This window comes from Amycolatopsis sp. WAC 01416, assembly GCF_003947485.1.
GTDB lineage: Bacteria > Actinomycetota > Actinomycetes > Mycobacteriales > Pseudonocardiaceae > Amycolatopsis.
On record NZ_QHHX01000005.1, the window covers coordinates 529,173 to 555,429 of the forward strand.

The following is a 26,257-nucleotide window of genomic DNA, read 5'->3' on the forward strand; positions in this document are numbered from 1 at the left end:
ACCTCATTTCAGCGTCGCGTCGATGGCGGCCATCAGCTGTTCGGGTCCCGGCACCAAGGCCTTGTCGAGCGCGAGGGCATACGGGATGACGGTGCCGTCCGGGCGGCACACCCGCCTCGGCGGTGCCACCAGGTCGAACTCCTCGGCCGCCGTCGCGACGATCTCCGCCCCGAGCCCGCACATGCGGTTCGAGTCGTCGATCACGACCAGGCGCCCGGTCTTGTCGACCGATTTGCGGAGGCATTCCCAATCGAAGGGGTACACCGTCCGTGGGTCGATGATCTCGATTTCGGCCCGGCCGCCGAGGCTCTCGGCGACCTCGATCGCCGTACCGACGTGCTGGCCGACCGCCACCACCGTCAGGTCGCCACCCTCCCGGACGACGTTCGCCTCGCCCAGCGGGACGATGTCCTCTTCGCCCGCGTAGACCACATCCGTCGCCCCCAGCAACGACGACGGGGCGAACACGGCGACCGGGTCGGGATCCTGGATCGCCGACCGCAGCAGCCCGTACGCGTCCGCGGGCAGGCCGGGGACGACCGTTTTGATCCCCGCGTGAGCGAGCAGGCTGTACGGGTTGTCCGAATGCTGGCCCGCCCAGCCGAACCGCGAACCCGAACCGGACACCAGGTAGGTGACGGGGATCTGCACCTGCCCGCCGGTCATCAGGGAGAACTTGTGGGCCTGGTTCACGATCTGCTCGAACACCAGGTAGATCAGCGAGGAGATCTGGAATTCGATCACGGGCTTCTTGCCCGCCATCGCCGCGCCGGTCCCGAAACTGGTGAAAGCCTGTTCGGACAACGGCGTGTCCAGCACTCGCTCCGGGCCGAACCGGGGCAGCAGCCCCGACGTGACCCCGCTCGCGCCGACGCCGACGTCCTCGCCGAGCAGGAACACGTCTTCGTCGGCCGCCATCTCGGCGTGCAGGGCGAGGTTCATCGCGTGCATGTAGCCGAAGTTCGACGGGGAAGGCAGCTCGCTCACAGGATCACCCCAGGCCGGACGGCGGTCGTTCCCGCGTACAGGTACATCAATGCGTCCTTCGGATCGGGCGACGGGGCGTTCCTCGCGAACTCGACCGCCTCGTCGATTTCGTTCTTCACAGCGGCGTCGATCTCGGCGACGACGTCATCGCCCAGCAGGCTTCCCAGCAGAGGAATCGGATCCCGCTCGCGCCACCGGGCCACTTCCTCGGGATCGCGGAACTCGACGCCCAAGAGTTCGAGCACGGAGTGATGCCCGAAGAACCGGTACGTCTGGCATTCCAGGAACGCCGGGCCACGGCCCGCGCGACACCCTTCGACCAGTTCCGCCGCGGCCTCCTCCACCGCCTCGACGTCCATGCCGTCGACCGTGCGCGCGACCATCCCGAAGCCTTCCGCGCGCCGTGCCGCGCCGCCCGCGAGCCCCGATTCGAGTTTGAGGCTCGTCGCGTACATGTTGTTCTCGCAGACGAACAGCACCGGCAGCGACCAGATCGCGGCCAGGTTGAAGGCTTCCAGCAGGACACCTTGGCTCATCGCCCCGTCGCCGAAGAAGCTGACGACGACCTCCGCGTTCCCGCGGGACTTGGCGGCCCAGGCGGCGCCGGAGGCGATCGCCCCGCCGGCACCGACGATCCCGTTGGCGCCCAGGATGCCCAGCTTCATGTCCGCGGCGTGCATCGACCCGCCGCGGCCCTTGTTGAAGCCTTCGAGGGTGCCGAGGAGTTCGGCCAGCAGACGGCGCGGATCGGCGCCCTTCGCCAGCACGTGCCCGTGTCCCCGGTGCGTGCTGGTGATGAAGTCCCGGTCGGTCAGGTTCGCGCAGATGCCCACGGCGACCGCTTCCTGCCCGATGTACGGGTGGATGCCGCCGTCGATCTCACCGGCGATGGCCATCGCCAGGCAGCGCTCTTCGAACTCCCGGATCTGTTTCATGGACCGGTACAGGGCCATCCGGTTTTCACTGGTCATTTTCGCGACAGCCCTTCTGCGGAAGTCGAGACGAGCATTCGGTCGACGTAACGAAGCAGCGCGTCGTCGTCGGGACTCGGCACGACGATCGGTTCGAACTCACTGCTCGGCCGTCCGGTGGGAGAAGCGGATCCGAAAAGCAACCTCAGGATGGCGTGCTCCTCGGGGGAATGGGCTTCGAGCGACGAAAGCCAGTCCGGCACCGGCCGGACGCCGATCTCCGTGCCGGTGCTCCGCAGGAGTTCGACCAGATGGGTGAGCCGCATCGGTCGTCGGCTCGCCAGCACGAACCGGCTGCCGTCCTGCTGCTGCTCCATGCCGAGCCGCGCGAGTGTGCCCGCCGTTTCGTCCACGGCGATCCACGGTTCCTCGATCTCGGTGTCGGGTGCGCAGCCGAGTTCGAGGATGATCCGCAGCACCCGCAGCATGATGTCGCGTGTGTTGCCCTGTCCGGTGCGCGAGTCGCCGACGATCCGGGGCAGCCGGTAGATCGCCGCCGGCATCCCACGCTCGTGCGCGGCGGTGATCAGCTGCTCCGCATGCGACTTGGTCTCCGCGTAACCGCTGCGGGAACCGTTTTCCTCGCCGGCGGAGATGGTCGACACGAACTGAAGCCGCTTGAGCCGGGTGGTCGCCGCGAGCCGGATCAGTTCGCGGGTGCCGTCCACGTTGGCGCCTGCGAGCTGTTCGTAACTGGAGAGCGCGTCGACCCGTGCGCCGTTGTGGCAGATCAGGTCGATCTCGCCTGCCAGCCGCGCGAAGGTCTCGGCGGTGAGCCCGAGTCCCGGCGCGGCGAGATCACCGGGGACGACGGTGATCCGCTCGTGGTCGACCTCGTCCCACAGGCCGTAGCGGTCCAGGTTCTCGCGCAGCCGATGCCATCCCGACGCTTCGTCGGCCGCGCGGACGAGACAGTGCACGCGCACGTTCTTCCGCGCCAGCAACTCGCGGACCAGGTACGCCCCGACGAAGCCGGTGGCCCCGGTGAGCAGGATCTCCGAAGTGCCGGACTCGCGTGGTGGCAGCTGGTCCGGGAGGACGCCGCGCAGGACGGCCGCGGGATCGAACGAGCGGGCATCGGTCCGCCGCTCACCGTTGATCTCTTCGGCCAGCTTCGCGATCGTGGGCCGCTCGAACAGCGTCCGCAACGGCAGGTCGATCCGGAGGGTTTCCCCGATCCGGACGGCGAGTTGCGCGGCCTTCAGCGAGTGCCCGCCGACGTCGAAGAAGCTTTCGTCCCTGCCGACGGTTTCGCGGCCGAGGACCTGCGCCCAGATCGCCGCCAGCTTCTCCTCGGTCGGGTTGCGCGGGGGAGCGGTGTCGTCCGCCCGGGTTTCGCCCTCGGGTTCCGGTAGCGCCCGGACATCCAGCTTTCCGTTGATGGTCAACGGGAGTTCGGGAAGCGACACGAACGTCGCGGGCACCATGTACTCCGGCAGCACGCTTCGCAGGCGAGTACGCAGAGCGGTGTCGTCGAGAACGTCCGGCACCTTGACATACGCGACGAGCCTCTTCTGCCCGGCGCCGTCTTCACGGGCGATGACAGCGGCCTGCGAAATGTCCTCAGTGGACAGAAGGGCGGCTTCGATCTCGCGGGGTTCGATGCGGAAGCCGCGGATCTTGACCTGGTCGTCGACGCGGCCGAGGTACTCGATGTCGCCGTCGGCGTTGTGGCGGACGATGTCCCCGGTCCGGTACAGCCGGTCGCTGGTGGTGTCGTGGCGATTGGGGACGAACTGCTCCTCGGTGAGCTCCGGCTGTCCTCGATAGCCCCGTGCGACACCGGGTCCGGCCACGTGGAGTTCTCCCGGCACTCCGATCGGTGCGAGCTCGCCGCGCTCGTCGAGGACGTACACACGCGTGTTGCCGAGCGGACGGCCGATGGGGATTCCGGTGACGTCCTCGGGAACAGGCGAGGGGATCGGGTGACACGTGGCGAACGTGGTGCATTCGGTGGGGCCGTAGCCGTTGAAGAGCCGCGTACCGGGAAGTGCGGCGACGGCGCGGCGGATATGGGTGACCGACAGCGCCTCGCCGCCCACGAGCAGACGGCGGAGCCCGCTCAGCGCCGAGGTGTCCTCGTCGACGATGTGGTTGAACAACGACGAGGTCAGCCACGCCGTGCTGATCCGGTGCCGGGTGATCGCGTTCGCGAGCGGCCGGGCGGTGAGCACCCGTTCGGTCGAGATGACGCAGGTGGCGCCGGTGAGGAGGGCACCCCAGATTTCGAATGTGGCGGCGTCGAAGGAGATCGCCGAGGCGTGCAGGACCACTTCGTCCGGGCCGAGGACGCCCTCCGGCAGCCCGGTGACGAGCCGGATGATCGACCGGTGCTCGATTTCGACGCCTTTCGGGCGTCCGGTCGAGCCGGAGGTGTAGATGACGTACGCGAGATCGCGCGGCCCCACTCCGGTCTCCAGCGCGGTCGCCGGCTCCTCTTCGAGGGTCGGGTCGCCGATCAGCTCGGTCGCGATCACCAGCCGCGCTCCGCCGTCGGTGAGCAGAAGCCGTTGGCGTTCCTCGGGATACTCGGGGTCGATCGGCAGGTACGCGGCGCCGGTCTTGAGGATCGCGAGCAGAGCGGTGATCAGCCCGATCGAGCGGGGCAGGCAGACGCCGATGACCGTTTCCGGTCCGGCGCCCAGCGTGCGCAACCGGTGTGCGAGGCGGGTGGACCGGATGTCGAGTTCGGCGTAGGTCAGGGAATCGTCACCGCAGACCAGGGCTGTCGCTTGTGGACGGGCGCGGACCTGCTCGGCGAACACCGCGGGCACGGTCGCCCGGGACGGCAACGCCTTTGTCGTGTCGTTCCAGTCATCCGTCAGCAGGCGGAGCTCGGAATCGCCCATCATCGACCACGCCGAAAGCGGCTGCTCCGGTTCGGCGACGACGGACGCGAGCAGCTGCCGGAAGTGCCCGGTGAAGCGTTCGATCGTGACCCGGTCGAACAGCTCGGCGTTGTAGTCGATCCGCGCTTCCAGCACGCCGCCGGAGTCCGCGACCCGGCATTCGAGATCGAACGGTTCCGCTTTCGTGCCGACCGGCGAGACGTCCGGCGACGGCCCGTCCACCAGCCGGAACACGACCTGGGTGAGCGGAGTGCGGCTGAAGTCCCGTCTGGGCGCCAGTTCCTCGACGAGGCGCTCGAAGGGGATGTCCGGGTTCGCGTACGCGCCGAGCGTGGTTTCCCGTACACGGCCCAGCAGCTCCGCGAAGGTGGGATCGCCGGAAAGATCGGTGCGCAGCACCAGCATCTTGGCGTCGAACCCGGTCTGCGGCTCGGTCGTCGGCACTCCGACCGTCACGTCCGTGGTGCGCGCGTAGCGGGACAGGACGACGTCGAAGGTCGCCAGCAGCGTCATGAACGGCGTGACGCCGTGACGACCGCTCACTTCGCGGAGGCTCTCGGCGACGCCGGGATCCACGGTGAAGGGGAGCGAGTCGCCGCGGTAGGCCGCCATCGGCGGGCGTGCGCGATCCGTCGGCAGTTCCAAGGCCGCGGGTACGTCGTCGAGCTGTTTCCGCCAGTAGTCCAGTTGTCCGCGCAGTGCCTCGAAGATCGGCTCGTCGGGGTGTTCCAGCGTGTGTTCGACGAGCCGGACGAGCCTGCCGACGAGCCGTGTGGCGGTGGAGCGGTCGAAAAGACTGGTGCGGAACACCAGTGAACCGTGCAGTTTGCCGTCCTGCAGGTGGGTGACCAGCTCCAGATCGAACCGGGTCGCGACCCCCGCCCACGGCACGCTGGAGATCTCGCCTTCGCCGGGGGTGGGGAGCTCCCCGTTGTGCACGACCACGACGTCGAAGATCGCGTTGCGGCCCGCGTCCCGTTCGGGCCGGACCTCGGCGACCACCTGGTCGAACGGCGCCTGCTGATGCGCGTAGGCGTCGACCATCTTGGTCCGCGCCACCTTCAGCAGCTCGCGGAACGACATCGACGGGGTGATGTGCGTGCGCAGCACCACGGTGTTCACGAAGAAGCCGAGGACGTCGGCGAACCGGCGGTCGTCGCGACCGGCCAGCACCGTGCCGATCGTGACGTCCACCTGTCCCGAATGGAGGGACAACAGGGCCTGGAACACCGCGGCCATGGCACTGGAGAGGGCGCAGCGATTCCGCAGGGCGAAGGCGCTGAAAGCCTTGGTGAGCTCGGCGGGGAACTCGAAATCGACGTGGTCGCCCGCGAAGCCGGGATTACCCGTGCGCGGCCGGTCCGTCGGCAGCCGCAGCGGCTCGAAGCCGTCGAGCTCACGCCGCCAGTAGTCGAGGTGTTCCGCCACCGAACCGGTGCCGGCGCGCTGCACCGCGACGAACTCCTCGTAAGTCACGTCGAGCGGTGCGAGGGTCTCCTCCCGGTAGAGCCTGACGACGTCCTCGGTCACGATCTGGATGGACCGCCCGTCGGTGATGATGTGGTGGTTCACCAGGCACAGCACGGCCGATCCGTCGGCGCATTCGACCACCATCGCGCGTACCGGCGGTGCCGCCGCGAGGTCGAACGGTTCACTGACCAGGTCGGCCGTGTGCTTCTGCCACTCGTTCTCGCCCGGCCCCGCGGTCCGCCGCGCCACCGGGATGCGGAAGCCCGGGGTCGGTACTGCGGCGGGTGTCCCCGATCCGTCCACGACGAACCGCCAGCGGAGCACCGGATGGCGGTCGACGAGCGCGCCGAGCGCCTTGTCGAGCGCTTCGAAATCGACGCCGTCGTGGAACCGGAGGACGATCGGGATGTTGTACGCGGCGCTGGTCCGGTCGAGTTGCTGCACCAGCCACAGCCGCTCCTGTCCGAGCGACAACCTCATCGACTTCTCCTTCATCCGGCGTTCGCTCGTAGGGCGGCGACGACCTCGCGGTCCGTCGCGGCTTCGATCAGGGCCTTTTCGTCGACTTTCCCGTTGCGGGTGAGCGGGATCTCGTCGACCACCACCCAGCGGGCGGGTATCGCGTAACTCGGCAGCTGCCGTGACAAGAACGCGCGCAGGGACCGGAAATCCGTGTCCTGCCCGGGGTGCGCGACGACGGCCGCCACGAGCTGAGGGCTTTGGCCCGGCTGCCGGGCGACGACGATCACGGCGTCGCGGAGACCGGGGTGACCGGCGAGGATGGTGCCGATCTCCTCGGTCTCGATGCGGTGGCCGTCGAGTTTGATCTGTTTGTCCGCGCGGCCGAGGAAGAGCACGTCGCCGTTCGGGTCGAGCCGGACCAGATCACCCGTGCGATACAGGCGTTCGTCCACGTCCGGGGAGAAGTGGCCGAACCGCTTGCCCGTTTCGGTCTCGTCGTCGAGATAGCCGTCGGCCAAACCCGCTCCGGCCGCGTACAGTTCGCCGATCCCGCCGGGCGGCACGAGACGCGCGTTCCGGTCGAGAACGAAGACCTTGGTACCGGCGATCGGCCTGCCGATGGGCAGCGGACCGTCGATCTCCGCGCTGCCGCGCACGGTGTGCGTGGTCGTGAAGGTGGTGTTCTCGGTGGGCCCGTATCCGTTCGTGAGCACCAGGCCGGGGTACGACTCGAGGACTCGCGCCGCCGCGTCGTGGGGGACGACCTCGCCGCCGCTCAGGAGCCAGCGGAGTCCGGCGAGCGCCTGCGGCCGTGACTTGACGACCAGCCGGAACAGGCTGGCGGTCAGCCAGGCGACCGTGACTTCCCGTTCGGTGAAGAACTTTTCGAGCTTCCGGACCGTCGGAAGCCTTCCGGGGAAGGCCTCCAGCGTCGCGCCGTTGAGCAAGGTCACCCAGATCTCGTACGTCGACGCGTCGAACGCCAGCGGCGCCATCCGCAGCACCCGATCACCCGGGCGCATCTGGAGCTCCGGCGTCCGCGCCAGCCTCGTGACCGCGCGATGCGGGACGACGACCCCCTTCGGTTCGCCGGTGGAGCCCGAGGTGAACGCGATGTACGCCGTCCTTTGTGGATCTTCGCTGCTTGGCGATGGCTCGGGATCAGAGTCGATCTCCCCGCCAGGGAGCCAGGAATCGACCCGGACGAGCTCGCGCAGGACGGGATGGCCCGCCGAGGCGGCGTCGACCACCACTGCCGCGGGCGCCAGCTTGCCGACGATCCGCGCCAGCCGTGCTTCGGGCGCGTCTTCGTCGAATCCCGCGTATGCGGCGCCGGCGCGGACGATCGCGAGCAACGCCACGATCTCGCCGACGGACCGCCGGGTCGCGACGAGCACCGTGTCCCCGGGCCGGACCCCGGCCCGCCGCAGCACACCGGCGTACGCGTCGGCGGCCCGCGCGAGCTGCCCGTACGTCAGCTCGGCGCTCGCGTCGCGGACCGCGACCGCCTGCGGCCGGAGCTCGACCTGTTCCAGGAACAGGCTTTCGATGCCCGCCGGAGGCGTGTCCGCGCCGACCAGCCCGTCGAGGATGCGACGGCGTTCCGGCGCGATGCAGCGCACGTCCTCCAGCGAACCTTCGAGGGAAGTCAGCTCGTTCATCGCGGCGGCGACGTCGTCGACGAACCCGTGCTCGGAGCCTGGCACTTCGGTGACGAACCGGACCTCGCCGGAGCGCAGATCCCCGTGCAGCGAACTGAGCACGAGATCCACCGGACCGTCTTCGACGACGCCGACCGGGTGGACCGACCCCAGGAAGTCTTCGATCCGGGCCTCGTCGTCGACCCGGATCCGGATCACCCGCCCCGCGATCGAGATCGCGGCCTCGCCCGCCGCCGTCCACCGGCACAGGGTGACCGCGAACGCGGCCAGTACCAGTGCCGCGCGGCGGTACTCGGAGGGCTCGACCGCGAGCTCGGCCTTCAGCTCGTAGTGAGCGGCGAGCACATCAGGCATCGGCCTCGCTGCTCCCCGCGCGCTTGCGCTCCAGCCGGACATGGAGGTGATCGGGCCGCCGGAAGATGTGGCCCCGCTCCCGCAGCCGCCAGAAACCCGGCCGGACGCCGTCGAGCGAACCGCTGAGCCGGACGCCGCCGAACCGCTGCGACAGCCGCTCGAACAGCGTGTCGAACTCCGCCAAGGCCAGCTGGATGCCCAGGCAGGTGTGCGGGCCCGCCGAAAACGCCAGCAGCCGCTGGTCGGTCCGCTCCGGGCGCCAGGAATCCGGGTCCTCGAAGGCGTTCTCGTCGCGGCTGGCGCTGCCCAGCGAGAGCAGCAGCGCGGACCGGCGCGGGATGTCCACCCCGTGCAGGTTCAGGTCCTTGGTCGCGTACCTGAGGATGGTGTGGCTCGGCGGTTCCCACCGCAGCGTCTCGCGGACCACCTGGGTGCGGTACTCCCGGTCCGCCAACGTCGACAGGTCGACATCGTGCGCCAGGATCGCGTACATGATCTTGCCGATGGTGGCGACGCTCGTCTCGGTGCCCGCCAGCAGGAACAGTGTGGCCGTGCCCAGCATGGACTCGTCGAGCGGTTCGCCCGGCGGGAAGACGAGGTCGAGGAACGGCATGCTGTCGCCCTCACGGCGACGGGCGAGCTTGTCCTTGAGATAGTCGATCAGCTCCGCCTTGGCCGCGAGCGCCGAGTCCAGCGAGGTCGCCGGGAACTCGATCGCGCCCGCCAGCGGAAGGACCCGGGGGCGCAGCCAGGCCGCGTCCTCCGGCGGCAACCCGAACAGCCGGGTGACCATCGCGTACGGCACGCCGACCGCGACCCGCTCCATGAACTCGACGTCGACCTTGTTCTCGGCCCCCATTTCGGCCTCGATCGAGTCGAGGACCTGGTCGACCGCGGGAACGAGGATCTCCGTGCGAAGCCGCTTCACCGATCCGCCTGCGAACAGCGGCATGAACAGCTTCCGCAGATCGCGATGGCGGGGGCCGTCGGTGTCCAGCAGGGTCCGGCCGAACAGCCGCCTGCTGCTGCGCATCGGGAAGCCGCTGCCGACCTCGCGATCCGACAGCAGGTTCTGCACGTCTTCGAACCTGGTGACCAGGAAGGCGTTGAACGCCTCCGACCAGTACACCGGCTCAGAGCGCCGGAGCTCTTTGTAGATGGGCCAAGGGTCGGCGAGGAACTCGTCGGAGCTGAAGTCCAGCTTCACCGTGGTGGGGCTCATTTGTCGCCTCCGTTTCCGACCAGCTCGGTCCGGGACTTCAGCTGACGGGCGGCTTCTTCCGAGGTCAGCCGGATGGACTCGGTGGTGCCGTCGTATCCGCCGGTGAGGGCGGGCAGGACCTCGTGCGCGAGCCCCGTCAGCTGTTCGAGGGTCGCCTGATGCGAAACCCACCTGGGGACGAAGAAGTTCAGCGACACCGGGTCACCGACGCGGTCGAGGAGATCGCGGATCCGGGCGGCACAGGTCGCGGCGTCGCCGACGATGAACCCGCCCGTGTCGACGAGGTTCTGCAATGTCTTGCGGTGCGCGACGGGGGAGTCCGGGATGGGCATGCCCAAGGTGTTGCGGTACAGGCCGCGGCGCAGCGCGGAAAAGCCCTCGAGCAGTTCTTCCACGCCCGCGGCGGGGGAGTCGGCGATGTGGACGAAGACGTTGCACCGGACCCGCGTCCCGCCGGCGGACTTGTTCCGGTACGACTCCACCCGCTCGGTCAGCGCGCCGACCGGATCCGGGTCCATACCGGGCCGGATGGAGCCCCAGGGCGGTGCCACGTGGACGGTCGGGGTCGTCGCGGTGTCGGTCAGGAGCTCGATTCCGGCCGGGCTGAGCGAAGACGCGACGACGGTCTCGATGGCTCCCGCGCCCCTGAGCGGCTGGAGTTGCAGAACGGCCTTCTTCGCGGTGAACCACGGTGTCGTGGTGTTGACCGTCTCGCCGTTGAGCAGCGCTTGCACCGTCGCCAGCGCGGCCCGGAAGTGATCGCGGACCGAGGCCGGATCCACCCCGATCATTTCCATGTCGTGGACGTAGGTCCCGGTGCCGACACCCAGGATCGCCCGCCCGGCGGTGAGGTGGTCGAGCAGCACGATCCGTTCCGCGACATGCAGGGGATGGTGATACGGAAGCGGGATCACGCCGGTGGCGAAGTGGATGCGGCGCGTCTCGCGGGCCAGCGCAGCCATCAGCATCTCAGGGGAGCTGAGCGTGCTCCAGCCGCTGGAATGGTGCTCGCCGAGCCAGATCTCGTCGAAACCCAGGTCGTCGACCAGGCCGCACAGCTCGATGTCGCGCTTCAGCGACGCGTGCGGGCTGACCGAAGGGTCGTGGAAGGGAGGCAGGAAGCAGCCGAAGGCCTTGGTGTGCGTGATCACTGGAACTCCTGATCTTGGGTCCGGGGAGAGGGGCTCAGGCCGACGGGACCTGCTCCAGCAGGTAGTCGCAGAACTTGTCCACAGTGGTCAGATCCTCGTTCTCTTCGAGGTCGATGAACACGTCGAGCTTCGTCTCGATCTTCTCGATGAGCGCCAGGTACTCGATGGAGCTCATACCCGTCTCGGGGAACTCCGTGTCCGCCTCGATGGTCTGGTTTTCCAGAACGCCGCCTGCGACTTCGGACAGGAGAGAGAAAATCTGCTGACGCAATTCCGTCCGCGCGTCTTCCGCGTTCATGTGTCCCCTTTGCTGAATCCGCGCATACGGGCGCGAATGGATGAGTTCGAAAGGTGTTCCCGCCGCGATCGGGCGCGGCGGACCAGGCCGGTGGTTTCAGGCCTGTTTACGTTGGTGCGGCAGAGAAAAGCACCACAGTGTGCACTCTGCCGTTCCGCCCAGTGACTCCATTGTGTCTCGAAGCGCCCGCGATCCGCAACCGTCCCCGTCGCCGGTGTTCTTTGTTCTTCGCGGATACGTCGTGAGTGTTTTGGGTCGTTAGAGCCAAGGGTGTTTCAGATACCTACGTGGTTCCGGCTGCGGTTGATGCCAGGCCCGAGTCCGTGAAGGCCTCCTTGAGGGACCCAGGGTCCCTCAAGGAGGCCTTCACGGACTTACCACTCACGACTCCTCGGCCGCGCCACCCTGGTCACGCGGCATTGCACTTCGGACCGGATCAGCGCTTGCGTTTCTGGAGGAGTTCCGCGAACTGCCGCCAGTCCTCCGCCCGTGCGTTGGCGAGTTCGGAGATCAGTTCCAGCCGGTGTTCGGGGATGTTCCTCGCCACTTGATCCCACTCGTCGCGGTCGTTCAGATGACCGTCGAGCAACCGCACCAAGGTGCGCCCGGACTCGGTGTAGCGAATGGTGGGATCCGAGCGGAGTCGCTCCATCGCCGCTTGATTGTCGGCGCCCGGTGTCGTGCCGGGGTCGCCGGCTTCGGTCTGCCGAAGGCGTGGCCTCGCCGAGGCACGCGCCGGGGACTTGCCCTGTGTCGCCGTGGGTGACGAGTCCTCGCCGTGGCGGTGCCGATGGCGCACGTCGTGCGCCGTCGCGAGGGAAATCCCCGCGCCACGGGCGATTTCCCGGATCGAGGCGGTGGGATTGCTCGAAATCAGCTCGTGAGCGCGCCGCCGTCCTTGTGTCGGATCCAGCGCCCGGACGCGTCCGTCCCGGCCGACGTGGGCGTTCGAGTGGGGAACTTCCCCACTCGAACGACGGCGCAATTTGCCGACCGTCTTGTGCGACAGGCCCGTGACCGCCGCGATCGCGCGGTCGGACCAGTGCGGGCGGACGTCGAGGATCCGGCAGGCAGCGGTCTTGCGGTCGGCAAGGGAAAGCGGCAGACCGTGCGCGATGTTCGACTTCACCGCGAGGATGAACGCGGCCTGCTCGTCGCCGTCGAAGAACCGCGCGTTGATCACGGTGGCCTTCTTCAGTCGCGCCGCCTGCAACCGATGTGTGCCGTCGATCACTCGCATCGTGGAACGGTGCACGAGAATCGGCGGAAGCGGGGCGTCCGTTTCGGCGAGCACCCGCGCGTACGCCGGATCAACCCCCGCCGCCCTCGGGGAGTCTTCCATGGTCAACTCGTCGAGCGATACCTCGACGACCTCGCCCAGCGGTGGATCCGAGCCCGCGGAGGCCCACTCACCTTCCCTCCTGGCTGTGGGGATCTGCGTGCCGTCCGCAGTTTTCTCCTTATGCCAGTTTAACATCTTCTAGCCCCCAGAGCACTTGGTGAATGTCAAACCTTTTCCACTATTCAAGCGGTCGGGAGTGGTTGTCAAGTGCTGCGAGTCGAGCCGCGCCGGCTCACTGCTGGTCGCCTGGGTGTTCGACCACGGACTCGGCGGCTTGGTGAGTTTCGTGCGGTGTCGTTGAGTTGCTCGTTACTGTGCGTTGCCGTCGACGTCGGGTAGAACCCTTGAGAGGTAAGGCAAACTCGGCAGGGCGCCGTAAGTCGCTTGACGGGAGCACGTCGTCCGCGCAACCTGGTCTGGACCCCGGCGGGCGGAAGGAACCGCAGGAACCGGCCGAACGACGGATCGGCTGATTCGTCCGTGAATATCCCGGGGATCGGTCGTTAAATGGCGGGAGGATTCTTTCGCGCCGTTCGTTGGGTTAAGAACGAAATTGCCGTCGTCGAGCCATCGGCCTGATTCGGAGGCGGTCGAGCGAAGGCCTCACGACCACCCGTAGCGCTGACGATGGAGGATTTGGGACGTTCAGCGTCCCAAATCCTCCATCGTCGCGAAGGCACACCTAGCCGGGCGCGACACCGCCGTTGTGGCCTTGGGGCGACGGTCGCTCCAGGAGCGCGCGGTCGGGAACACCGGACCGGCGACGTCGCGCCCGAGCGCGGTCACCCGCAGGATCTCGATCTCGCGTGTGGTCAGCGGGCAGTCGTCGGTTTCCCGGGCGGCCAGCGCCAGTTCGCCGTCGATCACGCGCCGTCCGAGCGCGACGGATCGCACGGCGTTGGCCAGTTTGTCCTTGAGCAGGAAACCGTTGACCTTCGCGTCGAGCGCGCGCCGGACCGTGCCCGGGCGGCCGAGGCTGGTGAGGATCAGCGTGTGGCAGCCGGGGAGGCTTTCGCGGATCTCCATGGCAGCGGTCAGCCCGTCCTTGCCCGGCAGGTCGATGTCCATGACCGCGACGTCGGGCTGGACGGACTTCGCGGTCGGGAGGATCTGATCACCCGAAGCGACTTGGGCCACGACCTCGATGTCGGGTTCCAGGTTCAGCAGCGCGACGAGCGCACCACGGACCATGTGGATATCTTCGGCAAGCAGGATTTTCACGGCAATATCGAACGCCGCGGCGATTCCTCGGAATACGCATTCCGGTGCGGCGATCAGGGGAGGCCGGTCACGTCATTGTCCGCAGCCGGATGCCGCGACGGAATCGGCTTTCACAGCGCGTCCAGCTCCTGAGGCCAGTAGAGGGCTTTCCTGGTGAACCCGAGCAGCTCGAACTCCGAACGCGCCCAATCGATCCGGATCCGGATCGCGAGTTCGGGGGCCATGGTCAGCAGGAACCGATCGGGGCCGCCGCCGACCTTGAAAACGCCGTAGGTCAGGAACGCGGATCCGTCGCAGATGGCGAACAACGCGGTGAAAATCGTCGTGCGTTCGCTTTCCGGAATCGAATCCAGCAATTCCAGCCCGCCGGTCAGCTCCAGCCGCACCGCCATCCGAGCCTCCTCACCGAACCGGCTCCCAGCATGGCGGATTCCGGCGGCGGAGGGCGTCTCGCATCCTGCGCCGGACGAGCCGAACATGCCGAAGGGGACGCCCCACGCGGGACGTCCCCTCCAACCGAGGAGCCTAGGCCTGTTGGTAGCGCTTGAGGTACTCGCCGGTCAGCGAGCTCTCCGCGGTCAGGAGCTTCTCGGGTGGGCCGGTGAAGACGATCTCGCCGCCGTTCTTGCCGCCGCCGGGGCCGAGGTCGATGATCCAGTCGGCCTGTTCGATCACCGCCAGGTTGTGCTCGATCACCACCACCGTGTTCCCCGCGTCGACCATGCCGTTGAGCAGGCCCAGCAGCATGTCGATGTCGGTCATGTGCAGGCCGGTGGTCGGCTCGTCGAGGATGTAGACGTTGCCGCCGCCGGAAAGCCGGTCCGCCAGCTTGATCCGCTGGCGTTCACCACCGGACAGCGTGCTCAGCGCCTGCCCCAGCCCGAGGTACCCGAGCCCGGTCTCGATCAGCGCGTTCACCTTCGCCAGCACCGGCGTCTCGGTGAAGTACTCCGCCGCCTGCTCGGCCGACAGCTCCAGCACGTCGGCGATCGACTTGCCGCGCAGCTTGTGCGCGAGCACCTCGTCCTTGAACCGCCGCCCGTCACAGCTTTCGCAGTGCGTCGTGATCGGGTCCATATAGGACACTTCGGTGATCAGCACGCCGCGCCCCTGGCATTCCTCGCAGGCGCCCTGGGAGTTGAAGCTGAACAACGCCGCGTTCGCGCCGCTCGCCTTCGCGAAGAGCTTGCGCACCGGGTCCATCAGGCCGAGGTACGTCGCCGGCGTCGATCGGGAGGACGCCGCGATCGCCGTCTGGTCCACGAAGATCGCGTCCGGATGCGCCTCGCGGAAGACACCGGAGATCAACGAGCTCTTGCCCGAACCCGCGACACCGGTGACCGCGGTGAGCACACCGGTCGGGATGTCGACCGAGACGTTCTTCAGGTTGTGCAGTGAAGCCCGCTTGATCGGCAGCTTTCCCTTGGCAGGCCGCGGATCCGTCTTGACGACACCGGCGCGTGCCAGCCCGGCCCCGGTCAGCGTCTTGCCGGCGCGCAGCTGCCGGTACGTCCCCTGGAAGACGACCTCGCCACCGTGCACGCCCGCACGCGGCCCGATTTCGACCACGTGGTCGGCGATCTCGATGACGTCCGGGTCGTGTTCGACCACCAGGATCGTGTTTCCCTTGTCCCGCAACGCCCGCAGCAGGTCATTGAGCCTGCCGACGTCACGGGGGTGCAGGCCGACGCTGGGCTCGTCGAAGATGTACGTCAGCCCGGTCAGGTCGCTGCCAAGGTGCTTGACCAGCTTGAGCCGCTGCCCTTCACCGCCGGACAGCGACGTCGTCGCGCGGTCCAGCGAAAGGTAGCCGAGGCCGATCGCCTCGATACGCTCGAGCGCGGCCAGCACCCCTTGCGCCATCGCGCTGGTCTGCTTGTCCTTGATGGACCGGATCAGCTCGATCAGATCGGTGATCTGCAGTTCGCACCACTGCGCGATGTTCTTGCCCGCCAGTTTGGTCGCCAGCGCCGCCTCGCTCAGCCGTCCGCCGCGGCAGGCCGGGCAAGGTCCCTCGGTGATGAACTTCTCCGCCTGGGCGCGGGTCTTCTCGCTCATCGACCCGGTGTCGCGTTTGAGGTGGCGGCGGGTGAAGTTCGCGACCAGTCCCTCGAATGTCAGTGTCTGCGTCTTGCCGTTCTTGAAGGTGAGCTGGACCTTGCCCTCCTTGCCGTGCAGAAGGGTGTCCATCTCCTTCGCGGTGTACTTGTTGAGCTTCTTGGCCGGGTTGATGGCGTCGTGGTTGGCGTAGAACTGCCAGCCTGGGCTGCCGACCGGGTAGCCCGGCACCAGGATCGCGCCCTCGTCGAGCGACTTCGTCATGTCGAGCATCAGCTCGGGGTCCGGACGCAGCGCGCGCCCGATGCCCTCGCAGTCGGGACACATCCCGTTGGGGTCGTTGAAGGAGTACAGCGAAGGGTTGCCCGCGCTGGGCTTTCCCTGACGCGAGAACAACACCCGCAGCAGCGGATGGATGTCGGCGACCGTGCCGACCGTCGAACGGGCGTTCCCGCCGAGCGGGCGCTGGTCGACAACGACCGGGGTGGTCAGGTTCTCGATGCTGTCCACATGCGGTCGTTCGTGTTTGGGCAGCTGGTTGCGGATGAACCAGGGGAAGGTGGCGTTCAGCTGACGCTGCGCCTCGACGGCGATCGTGTCGAAGACGACGGAGGACTTCCCGGAACCCGACACCCCGACGAAAACCGTGATCTGGTTCTTCGGGAGCTCGAGGGAGACATCCTTCAGATTGTTCTCGTGAGCGCCGGTGACGCGGATTCCCTCACCCGCCGGTTGCTTGGTCTTGCGGGCTGCGGCAGTCACAGAAGGTCCTTTCCTCGCCGTCGCGCGTGAATGATCGCGCCTGCTCGCCAGTATCGCAGTGCCGATGCTTCCCCGGTAGTCCATTCACGTGCGATCGGGGTATGTTTTCGTCACGACGTGACAATGAATTTTTCACGTCGGTGCCCGGCCGCGATTTCCGTGAATTCAGCCCGCCCGGTTGTAGACGGCTCCGATGACGCCGGTCTTCAGCGAATTCGACTTCGTCAGGGTCAGCGGGATCTCCTTGCCGACGCCGTCGAACAGCCGTGCTCCCTCGCCCGCCACCAGCGGCATGATGTTGAGCGCCAGCTCGTCCAGGAGGTCTTCGGCGAGCAGCCAGCTCACCAGTTTCGGGCTTCCGGGCACGCGGATCGTCTTACCGGGCGCTTCCTTCAGCCGGGTGATCGCGCCTGCGATGTCACCGGTGATCAAGCTCGTGTCCGGCCAGGTCAGCGACGCTTCGTCGAGCGTCGAAGAAACGACGTATTTGTGCGTGCCGTTGAGGAACGCCGCCATCGGGTTGCTGTCCCCCTGCGGCTTCCACATCTGCTCGAAAGCCAGGTAGGTGTCCTTGCCCATCAGAATGGCGTCCGAGGCGGCGAGGCTCTCGGCGATGCCTTCGCTCATTTCGTCCGACCAGTACTGGCCCATCCAGCGGTCGGGCCGTTCCGCCACCCCGTCCAGCGACATGAACAATCCCGCGGCGATTTCACGCATGAGAACTCCTTCGTTGGCCGGAAGCCCGATTTCAGGCCGCGGGCCGATCCTCCCACTGCCGCTCGCGACGCTCCAAAGGATCCAGCACGACGGAAGAGCTCCAGCGGACCGGCAGCGCGGACAATGCGCGCATCGTCGGCGAGACCGTCCAGTCCAGGGACGATTCGGGTACGGCGAGCGAGAGTTCCGGTGCGCGGCGGGAAAGCGCGCGCAGCGCCGACTGGATCTCGACCCGCGCGAGGTGGGCGCCGATGCAGTGGTGTGTGCCGTGCCCGAAGGACAGGTGCCTGCCGTTGCGGTCCATCGCGAACCGGTCCGGTTCGGCGAAGACGCCCTCGTCGCGGTTGACCACCGGCAGCAGCGCGGTCACCAGGTCGCCGGGTTCGATCCGCGTGCCGGCGAGGGCGACGTCCTCCGTCGCGATCCGCGTCATGCTGAAGTTCACCGCGGGGCTGTAGCGCAGCGCTTCCTCGACGGTGGCGTCCAGCACCGCCGGCTTCGAGTCCAGCTCGGCCAGCAGTCCCGGCCGGGAGATCACGCACAGCACCGTGTTGGTGATCTGCGCGGCCGCCAGCGCGTGCCCGTCGAAGAACAGCGACGCCGCCAGGCCGGTCAGCTCGCTTTCGTCGAGCGCCCCCGAGCGGTGCGCCTCGACGAGTTCCGCCATCAGCCCGGACGGCGGGTCCTCGGTGTCGGCGAGCATCATCGCGACCTCGTCGTGCAGCAGCAGTTCGCCCTGGTAGACGGCGGATCGCGGGGAGCCTGGCTTCCCGAGGCGCGCGTTCGCGCGTTTGCGGACGGCGTCGCGCCGAGACCGCGGCACCCCCAGCAACTCGGCCTGCGCGCTGAAGGTCAGCGGGGCGCAGAAATCGGTGAGCAGGTCCGCGGTGGGGCCCGCCGCGATCAGCCGGTCGAGCAGGTCGGTGGCGGCGGTTTCCACGTAGCCGCGCAGCTGCTCCGCCCGGCGCGCGGAGAACGCGCCGCCGATCAGCTTCCGGATCCGGGTGTGCCGGGGCGGGTCGAGATCGGTCACCGACATCCGGGTGGCCGGGCCGCGCGGATGGGTCGTCTCGGCCAGCACGGCCCGGCTGAACCGCTTGTCACGCAGGAATTCACGCGTTTCGGAATAGCCGCTCACCAGCCATTCACGCCGCCCGTCGCGCGGGCGGGAGCTCATCGGGCATCCGGCAGGGACGTCGTCCCCGACGAGTAGCCGCCGATGCCGTCCCTCGGCGAAATCCGAGCCTCCACGACCTCCTGTTACGTCGGCCATCTGGTCCCTCCTGTCGATCAGTCGTTCCGGGCGGGCACGCGCAGGGCGAGCAGGCAGACCGCGACCGAGGCCACGGACAAGGCCGCGATGGCGACCCGCAGGTCGGTGTGGCCGGCGATCTGGCCGACCACGGCCGGGCCGAGCAACAGGCCGACGCTGGCCAGCGACGCGGCCGAGCCGATCACCGCGCCGCGGTCCTCCGCCGTCGCGCCGCGTCCGATCAGCCCGTAGACGGTGGGCGTCGAGACCGAGATCGCGCCGCCGACCACGGCGGTGCCGATCAAGCCGTGGACCGGCGCGTCGGCAAGGGAAAGCAGCAGCACGCCCACCCCGGAGAGCGCGCCGGAGGCGAGCAGCACCAAGCGGTCCGACGCGCGGCCGGACAGCAGGTGCCCGCCGAGCCTGCCCAGCGCCATGCCCGCGGCGAAGATGCCGGGCGCGGCGGCGGAGATCCCGACCGGTGCCCGGGTGACGTCGGCAAGGAACACCGCGCTCCACTGCTGCACGCCGCTTTCCACGACCATGGCGAGCGCGGCCAGCAGGCACAGCAGCAGCACCGTCGAGCCGAGCCGCAACCGCTTTCCCGGTTCGCGGCCCTGCCGCACCAGCCGTCCCGGCACGGAGTTCCTCGCCGCGACCGCGCCGATCACGACCAGCGTCGAAAGCGTCAGCGCGATCACCTCGGCGGGGACACCCGCGCTCCGCGCCGCCCCGGTGCCGAGGCTGCACGTCAACAGGCCGACGCTGAACAACGCGTGCGCGCGGTTCATCACGCGGGGCCCGTCGCCTGCTTCGGCGGACGCCGCCAGCGCGACCACGACGACATTGCAGGCGCCGGATCCGAATCCGAACAAACCCAAGGTCAGGAACAAGCCAGGAACGGATCCGGCGAGTGCGGGCGTCGGTGCGATGAGCGCGAATCCGGCGAAGGTCGCGACGGCCACCGGGCGGCCGAACCGGTCGAGCAGCTTGCCGATCGCGAACATGGCGGGCATCGCCGCGAGCGCGCCGATCAGCAACGCGGCACCGAGTTGCGCCTCACCGGCGCCGGTGGCGTGGCGGACGTCCGGCAACATCGAAAGGTACGGGCCCCACAATGCGCCGTACGCGGCGAATCCGGCGAAGACCGTGCCGGTCCGCGGAGCTGCGGTGATGACGGCGACCATGGCCGAGGCGGTCCTTTCCTGGCTGGGTAATCGCGTTTTAGCCGAAAGGCGGACATTCGCAGATTAGCAGCGGAATTCGGGAGACGACCACGATTATTTACCGCATTTATGGAGAAGTGCGGCCGCGTGCCGCGCGGGTATGGTCGGCGGCAGTGTGATTTTTTGATGATGGGACAATTATCGGCGAAAATGAGGAATTCATACCCGAGAGGTTAACCATTCACTCCCCCCGCGCCGCGTCCGGTCGCATGATGTAACCGCACGAGAGTGTCTCCGCAGTGAGGAACAGGAAGGTAGTGCGTCATGTTGCAGAACGTCGAACCCGCGACCGCGTCGAGGGCCGGCCCGGGGCCGCGGGGGATCGAGACGGAATTCGCGATCCACGCCGAGGGGCTGGTGAAACGGTTCGGCGAGACGACCGCGCTCGACGGGGTCGACTTGACCGTCCGCACGGGTACCGTGCTCGGGGTCCTCGGCCCGAACGGCGCCGGGAAGACCACCACGGTCCGGATCCTGTCCACACTGGTGACGCCGGACGAGGGCCACGCCACCGTGGCCGGATACGACATCGAAAAAGACGCCCACCAGGTGCGGCAGCTGATCGGACTGACCGGGCAGTACGCCTCGGTCGACGAAAGCCTGACCGGCGTGGAGAACCTGCTGCTGATCGGGCGGCTGCTCGGCTTTTCGCGGCGGGCGGCCAAGGCCCGCGCGCATGAGCTCCTGGAGCGGTTCTCCCTCACCGAGGCGGGCGGACGGGCCGCCAAGGGCTACTCGGGCGGTATGCGCCGCCGGCTCGACCTGGCCGCCAGCCTGGTCGGCAACGCGCGCCTGCTGTTCCTTGACGAGCCCACCACCGGCCTCGACCCGCGCAGCAGGCTCGAGCTGTGGGACGTCGTGCGCGGCCTGGTCGCCGACGGCGTCACGGTGCTGCTGACCACGCAGTACCTCGAAGAGGCCGACGCGCTCGCCGACGAGATCGTGGTCGTCGACCACGGCAAGGTGATCGCCAAGGGCACCCCGGACGAGCTCAAGGCCAGCACCGGCGCCCAGCGCCTGACGGTGCGCGGCGCCCAGCCCGCCGACCTCGAGAAGGTCGTGCGGCTGATCGGCGAGATCGCCGGTGTGACGCCGGACATCTCTGGCCAGGTCGTCAGCGTCCCGGTCACCGACCCGGCGGCGTTGCCCGGCGCGGTCCGGCGGCTGGAGGAGGCGGGCATCGTCATCGGCGAGCTGTCCCTGCGCAGCTCCAGCCTGGACGAGGTGTTCCTGAGCCTGACCGGACGTCCGGCCGAGGAGACCACCGAAGAGACCGAGGAGGAGATCCGATGACCGCCGCGACCACGACGCTGCCGCCGCAGTTGTCGGCCCGGGTCGGGTTCTTCCAGGGCATCTCGCAGATGTTCACCCTCGCCTGGCGAAGCACGGTTTCGGTCAAGCACGAGCCGAAACAGCTGGCCGACATCAGTTTCCAGCCGATCATCTTCACCCTGCTGTTCACGTTCGTCTTCGGTGGCGCGATCTCCGGTGACCGGCACGCGTACCTGCAGTTCATGATCCCCGGCATGCTGGTGATGAGCATGCTGTTCGCGACCATCAACGTGGGCATCGGCCTCAACACCGACCTGTCCCAGGGCGTGTTCGACCGGTTCCGTTCGCTGCCCATCGCGCGCTGGGCGCCGCTGGCCGGGCGGATCATCGGCGACCAGTTCAAGCAGGTCTGGTCCGTGCTGCTGGTGGTCGGTGTCGGGCTGCTGCTCGGTTTCCGGCCGGAGAAGGGTTTCCTCGGCGTGCTGGCGGCCGGGCTGCTGCTGCTGGTGTTCGCGATCGCGTTCTCCTGGGTGCCCACGCTGGTGGGCGTCGCCGCCGACCAGGCGGAGAAGGTCCAGGTGTTCGCGTTCGCGGTGATCCTGCCGCTGAACTTCGTCAGCGGGGTGTTCGCGCCGGTCGAGTCGATGCCGTCATGGCTCCAGGCGTTCGCCGAGGTCAGCCCGGTGGCGATCCTGCTCAAGGCGTGCCGCGGCCTGATGAACGGTGGCGTCGGGGTCACCTCGGCGGTGGTCTGGTCGCTCATCTGGGCGGCCGTGATCGCGATCGTGTTCGGGGCGCTTTCGGTACGTGCCTTGAAGAAGCGGATCTGAGTATTCGTCGCTCGAACACCGAAGCCGTGACGCCTGCGCGCCACGGCTTCGGTGTTTCAGTGGCCTGGACCGGGGAGTGCTGATGGACGAACTGGACTACAACACCTGCAATGCCACCTTCCGGAGCTTGACCGATCAGCAGCGGCTGATGGTCGAGGAGACATCGAGACTGATCGGTGCGGGCGACGATCTCGAACTCACGTCGTACGGCTGCGGGTTCGGCATGTTCGAACTGGAGCTGATCGCGCGGGTGCCGCGGAGAACGGTGTGGTTCCAGGGGGTCGACACCAACGGCGAAGCGGTGGCACGGCTGCGCACGGAGCTGACCGGACTGCCGAAGGTGCGTGGCCACAGCGTGCTCACGGCGAGCATGGCCGACGTCGCCGACTTCCGGATCGCGCCGACCGAGTACGGCCTGTTCGTCCAGTCGCTGTGCTACCTCGACGCCGACGACGGTATGGCCGTGCTGAAGGAGGCCCGCAACCGGCACCGGGTCCTGATCGTGGCGGTGACCCCGCTGAACCGGCTGAACGGTCCCTTCGCGGAATCCCTCGCGCGGCAAGGCGTCACGCGTCCGCTGTTCGCGCAGACGCTCGCGGAGGAACTGGCGCGGTTCGGCATCGAGTTCCGGTCCGTCACCGTGGGCGCGGAGATCGCGGTGCCGGTTTCCGAGCCGGCGCACCGTCTTCTCGAGTTCCTGACCTTCGCGCGGCACCAGCCGTGGCACGGCGGGACGAGCCGCGCGGAGCTGCTCGGCGCCGTCGGCGAGCTGGGGACGCTCTCCGCGGGGCACGTTCGCATTCCGCATCCGGTCGAGGTCTTCGCCATCGGGTAGGTGGTGGGCCGGGGTGGTCGTGAGTGGCGATTCGGGTTCTAACCCGAATCGCCACTCACGACCACCTGTACCGATGTCGGCCGGGCGCGTGGCTACGCTGGGACGTGTCGCGAAAGCCACTTTCGCAACCGCCCGCCACCTCCGGCCGGCCGGACCCGGACAGGGCGGAACCCGGGCCCAGAGGAGGGAGGCCCGGGTTCCGAGGTGGGGAGGGTCAGGCGGCCGTGCCGGGTTTGGGCAGCTGCTGCTTGGCCGGGGTGTTCTGATAGGACGCCAGCTGCCAGCCGCCGTCCCGTTTGACGACCGTCCACGAGGCACGGATCGACTGGGAGTCCGCGACCTCGGTCTCGCCGGGGCCGAGCACGCCGCCCTGGGTGATCAGGACGCCGGAGTCCGGGGTGAAGAACCGGATTTCCAGCGGGCGCCCGGTGACCTGGGTGCCCTTGTAGTTGCCTTCGAAGGATTCCACGAGGAACGACCGGATCTCGTCGCGGCCCTTCTTGTAGACGCCGGGAAGGATCATCGTGCCGTCTTCGGTGAAGACGCCGGCGAAGGAGTCGGCGTCGTGGTAGGCCCACGCGGCGATCACCTTCTGGGTCAGTGCCGCGATCGCCGCCTGGTCGGCGGCGGTGCCGGTTTCGGTCGTGGTCATCGGCGGATCCTCCTAGATGTAAAGGGTGTTGGGCTCGAGCCCGCAGAGCACGCGGCCGTACAGCTCGGTGTTGGTGTTGGGGTGCATCAGCGCGTGGAGGTTGACCGCGGCGACGTCGCGGGCGATGCGCTGGATCGGAATGCCTTGGTAGACCGACGAACCGCCGGAAGCGCCGGCCAGGATGTCGATGCCTTCCTTGGCGAGGCGGACCACGGCGCCGAGGTCGGCCCGTGCGATCGCGCGTTCCTCGAGTTTCCACGGCGTGCCGTCCGCGGTCTTCCGGTCGACCAAAGTGGACAGACGATGCGCGTGGAACCCGGCCTCGTCGATCTTCAGCGCCGACTCGGCCACCTGGTGGTGCGTGATCGGGGCTTCGCGCTGCGAATCGTAGGCCGTGTAAGTGATCTTGCGGTCCGGCAGGCGCTTGAGGAAGGTGTCCTGCGCGCCCTTCGCCATCCCCACGAGCGTCCCCACCGAGGACGCCGAGGCGACCGGAAGCAGCGGCGCCCGGTAGATCGAGGCCGAAGCGGCGCCCTGACCTTCCAGCACCGCGGGCAGCGGGAGGACCCGCTCAGCCGGGATGAAGACGTCCTGTGCCACCGTCGACACGCTGCCGGTGCCGCGCAGACCCGAGGTGTCCCAGTCGTCCACGATCAGCAGATCCGAGATCGGCACCAGCGCCATGATCGGGTACGGCTCGCCCTCCGGCGGCACGAGGATCGCGATGATCTCCTGCCACTGCGCGTGCAGTGCCCCGCTGATGAAACCCCATTTGCCGTTCACCACGACCCCGCCGTCGACCGGAGCGGCCATCGCGGTCGGGCTCAGCGTGCCGCAGACGCGGACGTCCGGGGTGGCGAACACCTCGTCCTGCACGGCCTCCGGGAACTGGCAGGCCATCCAGGTCGGGATCCAGTACACCGAGGCCACCCAGGAGGTGGAGCCGTCGGCGCGGCCGATCTCGGTGGCGACGTCGACCAGGGTCCGGGTGTCGGCTTCGTAGCCGCCGTAACGCTTGGGGCGGCGCAGTTTGAAGACGCCGGCGTCGGCCAGTGCCTCGATGGACTCCTCGTGCACCCGCCGGTTCTGTTCCTGCCAGTTCGAGTGCTTCTTCAATGCGGGGGCGAGTTCGGCCACGCGGCGAACCAGTTCCTCCCGCGTCGGAACATCGGTGCTCGACACCTTGACCTCCTAGATCGTCGACTGTTCCAGCTTCGCAGCGGTCGGAAGACGTCGCGTCTTCCTGCTTGCCGGTGCGTCAAGCTGCCGCACGTTCGGAGGTGCGGTCGAGGAAATCCACCACGTTCTGGCCGTCGCGCCGGGCGAACCAGGTCGCCATCGGCGCCGCCATCGCGGTCGAGACCAGCGCCATGATCACCAGCATGGTGAACAGCGTCGGGGACAGCACGCCGAGGTCGAGCCCGATGTTGAGGACGACCAGTTCGGTCAGGCCGCGGCAGTTCATCAACGCGCCCACCTGCAGCGAGCGGTTCCAGTTCTCGCCGACCGCACGGGCGGCCAGCGCCGAGCCGCCGAACTTGCCGGCGACGGCCACCAGCAGGATCGCGCCGCACCAGAGCCACGCGCCGCCGCCGGAAAGCAGGCCGATGTCGGTGCGCAACCCGCTGTAGGCGAAGAACAACGGCAGCATCAACGCCGTCGTCAGTCCGCCGACCTTGTCGTGCAGCCACGTCGCGATCGGGTTGTCCCTCGGGAAGGCCACGCCGAACACGAACGCGCCGAACATCGCGTGCACGCCGATCCACTCGGTCGCCATCGCGCACACCAGCACGCCGACCACCGAAAGCGGCGCCGCCTTCTGCAGGCTCGCCACCGGAACCCGCGTCACGAGCTTTCGCAGCAGCGGCCGGACGACCAGGCCGAGCAGCGCGACGAACGCCGCCGTCAGCAAGACCGTCAGTACCACTCCGAACAGCGAAGACGCGGTGGTCAGCGCGATCACCAGCGCCAGCAGGCTCCACGCGGTCACGTCGTCGACCACCGCGCAGGTCAGCGTCACCACGCCGATCTCGCTGCGGAAGAGCCCGATCTCGTGCAGGATCCGCACCAGCACCGGCAACGCCGTGATGCTCATCGACACGCCGAAGAAGAGCGCGAACGGCAGGAAACCGCCGCCGGGCGGGGCGAACCGGGTGTAGGCGAGCATGGCGAGCCCGACGCCGAGCAGGAACGGCAGCGCGATGCTGACGTGGCTGACGACCAGCGCGAGCCGCCCGCGCCCGCGCAGCAGCCGGGTGTTCAGTTCCAGCCCGGCGAGGAAGACGAAGAAGATCACGCCGAGCTGTGCCACGACGTTGAGCTGCGGCACCACCGACGGCGGGATCAGCACGGCCGCGCCCGAAGGCCACAGCGCGCCGAGCACCGACGGGCCGAGCAGGACGCCCGCGGTGATCTCGCCGATCACCGCGGGCTGCCCGATCCGCTGGGTCAGCCAGCCCGCCACCTTGCAGAAGCCGACCACCACGGCGATCGCCAGCAGCAGTTGCGCCAGCGACGGCCCGGAGGACGCCTTCGCCGTGGCGACGACGTCACCGTCGTCGCCCTGTCCCAGCAGGATGATCGCGACCACGACGGGAACCACGACCAGTCCCATGTAGACCCCGAGTGCCCGGTAGCCGGTGCGGGGTTTGATCTCCACCATCAA

General features: G+C 68.3%; 20 protein-coding genes. 3 read left to right on the plus strand and 17 right to left on the minus strand.

The features are described from left to right. Positions 1 to 3 precede the first annotated feature (3 nt). The 14 genes from DL990_RS19725 to DL990_RS19790 all read right to left on the minus strand — a co-directional run bounded on the left by DL990_RS19725 (position 4) and on the right by DL990_RS19790 (position 19,964). Positions 4 to 987: an alpha-ketoacid dehydrogenase subunit beta gene (locus tag DL990_RS19725; protein ID WP_199746475.1), complete on the minus strand. Its 984-nt coding sequence runs from the start codon at positions 985 to 987 to the stop codon at positions 4 to 6. After that, complete coding sequence (locus DL990_RS19730) at positions 984 to 1,958, minus strand: thiamine pyrophosphate-dependent dehydrogenase E1 component subunit alpha (protein WP_125799507.1); 975 nt, start codon at positions 1,956 to 1,958, stop codon at positions 984 to 986. Before DL990_RS19730 ends, DL990_RS19725 begins: the two co-directional genes overlap by 4 nt. Next, entirely contained in the window at positions 1,955 to 6,757 is a 4,803-nt protein-coding gene (locus DL990_RS19735; protein WP_158632638.1) for a non-ribosomal peptide synthetase, read from the minus strand. Before DL990_RS19735 ends, DL990_RS19730 begins: the two co-directional genes overlap by 4 nt. An 11-nt stretch (positions 6,758 to 6,768) precedes the next feature. After that, positions 6,769 to 8,754, minus strand: coding sequence for an amino acid adenylation domain-containing protein (locus tag DL990_RS19740; protein WP_125799509.1), 1,986 nt, complete (start codon positions 8,752 to 8,754; stop codon positions 6,769 to 6,771). Then, positions 8,747 to 9,976: a cytochrome P450 gene (locus DL990_RS19745; RefSeq protein WP_125785213.1), complete on the minus strand. Its 1,230-nt coding sequence runs from the start codon at positions 9,974 to 9,976 to the stop codon at positions 8,747 to 8,749. Before DL990_RS19745 ends, DL990_RS19740 begins: the two co-directional genes overlap by 8 nt. Then, entirely contained in the window at positions 9,973 to 11,127 is a 1,155-nt protein-coding gene (locus DL990_RS19750; RefSeq protein WP_158632639.1) for an LLM class flavin-dependent oxidoreductase, read from the minus strand. The genes DL990_RS19745 and DL990_RS19750 overlap by 4 nt, the downstream gene beginning before the upstream one ends. Positions 11,128 to 11,161: 34 nt before the next feature. After that, positions 11,162 to 11,425, minus strand: a complete 264-nt coding sequence (locus DL990_RS19755; protein ID WP_125785211.1) for an acyl carrier protein — start codon at positions 11,423 to 11,425, stop codon at positions 11,162 to 11,164. A gap of 436 nt (positions 11,426 to 11,861) precedes the next feature. Continuing rightward, a complete protein-coding gene (locus DL990_RS19760) occupies positions 11,862 to 12,767 on the minus strand; it encodes a ParB/RepB/Spo0J family partition protein (protein WP_199746477.1) in 906 nt (301 codons plus the stop codon). A 645-nt stretch (positions 12,768 to 13,412) separates the two neighbouring features. Continuing rightward, positions 13,413 to 13,958 carry a response regulator gene (locus DL990_RS19765; RefSeq protein ID WP_370451359.1) on the minus strand — a complete coding sequence of 182 codons (546 nt, stop codon included), beginning with the start codon at positions 13,956 to 13,958 and terminating at the stop codon, positions 13,413 to 13,415. Between the two features lie 140 nt (positions 13,959 to 14,098). Continuing rightward, positions 14,099 to 14,380 carry a DUF6235 family protein gene (locus DL990_RS19770; protein ID WP_125785209.1) on the minus strand — a complete coding sequence of 94 codons (282 nt, stop codon included), beginning with the start codon at positions 14,378 to 14,380 and terminating at the stop codon, positions 14,099 to 14,101. 133 nt (positions 14,381 to 14,513) lie between these two features. Next, positions 14,514 to 16,808 carry an excinuclease ABC subunit UvrA gene (locus DL990_RS19775; RefSeq protein WP_125799512.1) on the minus strand — a complete coding sequence of 765 codons (2,295 nt, stop codon included), beginning with the start codon at positions 16,806 to 16,808 and terminating at the stop codon, positions 14,514 to 14,516. A gap of 165 nt (positions 16,809 to 16,973) precedes the next feature. Continuing rightward, positions 16,974 to 17,525, minus strand: coding sequence for a dihydrofolate reductase family protein (locus DL990_RS19780; protein ID WP_125799513.1), 552 nt, complete (start codon positions 17,523 to 17,525; stop codon positions 16,974 to 16,976). 31 nt (positions 17,526 to 17,556) lie between these two features. Further along, the gene (locus tag DL990_RS19785; RefSeq protein ID WP_125799514.1) at positions 17,557 to 18,798 is read right to left on the minus strand and encodes a cytochrome P450; all 1,242 of its coding nucleotides are present in this window, start codon (positions 18,796 to 18,798) and stop codon (positions 17,557 to 17,559) included. Positions 18,799 to 18,815: 17 nt separating this feature from the next. Continuing rightward, a complete protein-coding gene (locus tag DL990_RS19790; RefSeq protein WP_125785205.1) occupies positions 18,816 to 19,964 on the minus strand; it encodes an MFS transporter in 1,149 nt (382 codons plus the stop codon). A gap of 303 nt (positions 19,965 to 20,267) precedes the next feature. Here DL990_RS19790 and DL990_RS19795 point away from each other — a divergent pair, with 303 nt between their 5' ends. The 3 genes from DL990_RS19795 to DL990_RS19805 all read left to right on the plus strand — a co-directional run bounded on the left by DL990_RS19795 (position 20,268) and on the right by DL990_RS19805 (position 22,940). Beyond that, positions 20,268 to 21,296, plus strand: a complete 1,029-nt coding sequence (locus DL990_RS19795; protein ID WP_125785204.1) for an ATP-binding cassette domain-containing protein — start codon at positions 20,268 to 20,270, stop codon at positions 21,294 to 21,296. Then, positions 21,293 to 22,105 carry an ABC transporter permease gene (locus DL990_RS19800; protein ID WP_125785203.1) on the plus strand — a complete coding sequence of 271 codons (813 nt, stop codon included), beginning with the start codon at positions 21,293 to 21,295 and terminating at the stop codon, positions 22,103 to 22,105. The genes DL990_RS19795 and DL990_RS19800 overlap by 4 nt, the downstream gene beginning before the upstream one ends. Positions 22,106 to 22,187: 82 nt before the next feature. After that, positions 22,188 to 22,940, plus strand: a complete 753-nt coding sequence (locus DL990_RS19805; protein ID WP_125799515.1) for a class I SAM-dependent methyltransferase — start codon at positions 22,188 to 22,190, stop codon at positions 22,938 to 22,940. Between the two features lie 214 nt (positions 22,941 to 23,154). Here DL990_RS19805 and DL990_RS19810 read toward each other — a convergent pair whose 3' ends face one another. The 3 genes from DL990_RS19810 to DL990_RS19820 all read right to left on the minus strand — a co-directional run bounded on the left by DL990_RS19810 (position 23,155) and on the right by DL990_RS19820 (position 26,254). Next, a complete protein-coding gene (locus DL990_RS19810) occupies positions 23,155 to 23,592 on the minus strand; it encodes an SgcJ/EcaC family oxidoreductase (protein WP_125785201.1) in 438 nt (145 codons plus the stop codon). A gap of 12 nt (positions 23,593 to 23,604) precedes the next feature. After that, positions 23,605 to 24,774: an acyl-CoA dehydrogenase family protein gene (locus DL990_RS19815; RefSeq protein ID WP_125785200.1), complete on the minus strand. Its 1,170-nt coding sequence runs from the start codon at positions 24,772 to 24,774 to the stop codon at positions 23,605 to 23,607. A gap of 76 nt (positions 24,775 to 24,850) precedes the next feature. Continuing rightward, complete coding sequence (locus tag DL990_RS19820) at positions 24,851 to 26,254, minus strand: cation:proton antiporter (RefSeq protein WP_125799516.1); 1,404 nt, start codon at positions 26,252 to 26,254, stop codon at positions 24,851 to 24,853. Between the last annotated feature and the right edge of the window lie 3 nt (positions 26,255 to 26,257).

Bases quoted from the DNA above. Each gene is read 5' to 3' on its own strand.
- DL990_RS19730 (WP_125799507.1), bottom strand. From the start codon at position 1,958: ATGACCAGTGAAAACCGGATGGCCCTGTACCGGTCCATGAAACAGATC.
- DL990_RS19735 (WP_158632638.1), bottom strand. From the start codon at position 6,757: ATGAGGTTGTCGCTCGGACAGGAGCGGCTGTGGCTGGTGCAGCAACTC.
- DL990_RS19740 (WP_125799509.1), bottom strand. From the start codon at position 8,754: ATGCCTGATGTGCTCGCCGCTCACTACGAGCTGAAGGCCGAGCTCGCG.
- DL990_RS19745 (WP_125785213.1), bottom strand. From the start codon at position 9,976: ATGAGCCCCACCACGGTGAAGCTGGACTTCAGCTCCGACGAGTTCCTC.
- DL990_RS19755 (WP_125785211.1), bottom strand. From the start codon at position 11,425: ATGAACGCGGAAGACGCGCGGACGGAATTGCGTCAGCAGATTTTCTCT.
- DL990_RS19760 (WP_199746477.1), bottom strand. From the start codon at position 12,767: ATGGAAGACTCCCCGAGGGCGGCGGGGGTTGATCCGGCGTACGCGCGG.
- DL990_RS19765 (WP_370451359.1), bottom strand. From the start codon at position 13,958: ATGGTCCGTGGTGCGCTCGTCGCGCTGCTGAACCTGGAACCCGACATC.
- DL990_RS19770 (WP_125785209.1), bottom strand. From the start codon at position 14,380: ATGGCGGTGCGGCTGGAGCTGACCGGCGGGCTGGAATTGCTGGATTCG.
- DL990_RS19780 (WP_125799513.1), bottom strand. From the start codon at position 17,525: ATGCGTGAAATCGCCGCGGGATTGTTCATGTCGCTGGACGGGGTGGCG.
- DL990_RS19785 (WP_125799514.1), bottom strand. From the start codon at position 18,798: ATGGCCGACGTAACAGGAGGTCGTGGAGGCTCGGATTTCGCCGAGGGA.
- DL990_RS19790 (WP_125785205.1), bottom strand. From the start codon at position 19,964: ATGGTCGCCGTCATCACCGCAGCTCCGCGGACCGGCACGGTCTTCGCC.
- DL990_RS19795 (WP_125785204.1), top strand. From the start codon at position 20,268: ATGTTGCAGAACGTCGAACCCGCGACCGCGTCGAGGGCCGGCCCGGGG.
- DL990_RS19800 (WP_125785203.1), top strand. From the start codon at position 21,293: ATGACCGCCGCGACCACGACGCTGCCGCCGCAGTTGTCGGCCCGGGTC.
- DL990_RS19805 (WP_125799515.1), top strand. From the start codon at position 22,188: ATGGACGAACTGGACTACAACACCTGCAATGCCACCTTCCGGAGCTTG.
- DL990_RS19810 (WP_125785201.1), bottom strand. From the start codon at position 23,592: ATGACCACGACCGAAACCGGCACCGCCGCCGACCAGGCGGCGATCGCG.
- DL990_RS19820 (WP_125799516.1), bottom strand. From the start codon at position 26,254: ATGGTGGAGATCAAACCCCGCACCGGCTACCGGGCACTCGGGGTCTAC.